Below are 2,474 nucleotides of genomic sequence, written 5' to 3' on the forward strand. Positions count from 1 at the left end.
GGTGAACTCCCCCGGCTCGGCATGCCTGATTCCGTCGAAGCCGGCGATCGTCTCCAGCATCTTTGCCACGACCGCACGCCCGCCATGGACATGAAATTCCGCGATATCGTCACCGGTAAAGCTGTTGGGTCCGGCAAAAAAAACGACCAGGCCGCTGTCGAGCACCGATCCGTCCGGCGCCCTGAACTTGCGATAGGTGGCAACACGGTCTTTAACCATCGCACCGGCGATCGTTTCGACGACGAATCGACTTTGCCGGCCGGAGATGCGGATCACGGCAACGCCGGCGGGCAGGCGACCGCTCGACAGAGCAACAATGGAATCACCTGAAATCATTTGCCGACCCAGCGCAACCGCCCTAGCTTCGCTTATTCATTGACAACCTGCCGAGTGCCCGACCGTGACATTGCCCGCGCAAAACCTGCTTGCCGAAGAGGCCAGCCCCTATCTGCAGCAGCATAGCCGCAACCCGGTGCATTGGCGGGCATGGTCGCCGGCGTCGCTGGCCGAAGCAAAGGCGCTGGAGCGGCCAATCCTGCTCTCGGTCGGCTACGCCGCCTGCCATTGGTGCCATGTCATGGCCCATGAAAGCTTCGAGAACGACGGCGTCGCCGCCGTCATGAACCGTCTCTTCGTCAATATCAAGGTCGATCGCGAGGAGCGGCCGGACATCGACCAGATCTATATGGCCGCGCTCTCCTCGATGGGCGAGCAGGGTGGATGGCCGCTGACCATGTTCCTGACGCCGGACGGCAAGCCATTCTGGGGCGGCACCTATTTTCCGCGCGAAGCGCGTTACGGCCGGCCGGGTTTCGTCCAGGTGCTGGAGGCGGTCGACAAGGCGTGGCGGGAGAAGAAAGAAAGCGTTAACCAAAGCGCCGACGGCCTGACCACGCATGTTGAGGCGCGGCTGGCGGGCACGCATGCCAAGGCCGTTCTCGACCGCGACACGCTCGCGATGCTCGCCAACGGCATCGACGGTATGATCGACAGGGAATTGGGCGGCCTGCGCGGTGCGCCCAAATTTCCCAACGCGCCGTTCATGCAGACGCTCTGGCTGTCGTGGCTGCGCGACGGCACAACGTCTCACCGCGACGCCGTGCTGCTCAGCCTCGAAAAGATGCTGGCGGGCGGCATCTATGACCATATCGGCGGCGGGCTGAGCCGCTATTCAACTGATGCCGAGTGGCTGGTACCGCATTTCGAAAAGATGCTCTACGACAACGCGCAACTCATCCGGCTGTGCAACTGGGCCTATGCGGCATCAGGCAATGATTTGTTCCGGGTGCGAATCGAAGAGACGATCGACTGGCTTCTGCGCGAGATGCGCGTCGATGGCAGCGCTTTCGCCGCCAGCCTCGACGCCGACAGCGAAGGCGAGGAGGGGTTGTTCTACACCTGGAGCAAGGACGAGATAGGGACCGCCCTTGGCGATGAATCAGCCTTGTTTCTCAATTACTTCACACTTTCCAGCCCACATGGCTGGGAGGGCAAGCCCATCATTCACCAGGCCGGAGCGCAGCAAACGCAAAGCGTGGTCGATCGCGCCCGACTCATCCCATTGAAAGAAAAATTGCTGGCAGCCCGCGAGCAGCGCGTCAGACCCGGACGTGACGGAAAAATCCTGACCGATTGGAACGGCCTGGTCATCGCGGCTCTTGCCGAAGCCGGGCGCGCCCTGAAACGGATCGACTGGATCGAGGCGGCGGAACAGGCCTTTGCTGCCATTGCCAGCGCTGCTCGAGACGGCCGCTTGCCACATTCGACGCTTGGCGCAAAGAAGCTGTTCCCGGCGCTGTCGAGCGACTACGCCGCCATGGCCAACGCCGCGATCTCATTGTTCGAGGCTACCGGCACATCGAGTTACGCCGAGCTGGCCGGCCAATTCATCGCCGAGCTCGACCAATGGCATCGCGACGATGACAACACCGGCTACTATCTCACCGCGTCGGACAGCAGCGATGTGCCGATCCGCATCAGGGGCGATGTCGACGAGGCCATTCCTTCAGCCACCGGCCAGATCATCGAGGCCATGGTCCGATTGTCCTCGCTTTCCGGCGATCTCGAATTGCAGGAAAAGACCTGGAAGGTCGCCGAACACGCGGCCGGCCGTGCGGCGCACCAGGCCTATGGCCAGGCGGGCGTCGTCAACGCCTGTGCCTTGGCGATCGAGCCGGTGAAACTGGTGCTGGTGGATAATCCGGAGAATCCCCGGCTTGTTCCGGTTGCGAATCGAAACCCGGACCCCCGCCGGATCGACATTATCGTGCCGGTTGGCTCGGTAGGGAACCTGCCGACTTTGCCGGGGGGCGTGCTGCCACCAACGACCGAGCCCGGCGCCTGGCTGTGCACCGGGCAGGTCTGCCTGCCGGTCATAACGAGCGCTGAGGAGCTTGAGCGGCGGTTGCGACGCGGATAGGAAGCTGCGCGGTTCTCCCTTCTCCCCTTGTGGGAGAAGGTGGCCGAGCGAAGCT

The 2,474-nt window shown here is 62.9% G+C and carries 1 protein-coding gene and 1 pseudogene; one reads left to right on the top strand and one right to left on the bottom strand.

Annotation, left to right across the window (positions count from 1 at the left end; genetic code table 11):
• Positions 1 to 336 (bottom strand): annotated as a pseudogene (locus E5W87_RS30430) (tRNA uridine-5-carboxymethylaminomethyl(34) synthesis GTPase MnmE); the annotation flags it as partial.
• 64 nt (positions 337 to 400) lie between these two features.
• Between E5W87_RS30430 and E5W87_RS30435 the strand changes: the two are divergent.
• Complete coding sequence (locus E5W87_RS30435) at positions 401 to 2,419, top strand: thioredoxin domain-containing protein (protein ID WP_292406122.1); 2,019 nt, start codon at positions 401 to 403, stop codon at positions 2,417 to 2,419.
• The last annotated feature ends 55 nt before the right edge of the window (positions 2,420 to 2,474 follow it).

Origin of the sequence: Mesorhizobium sp. (genome assembly GCF_004962925.1) — a bacterium.
Lineage (GTDB): Bacteria > Pseudomonadota > Alphaproteobacteria > Rhizobiales > Rhizobiaceae > Mesorhizobium.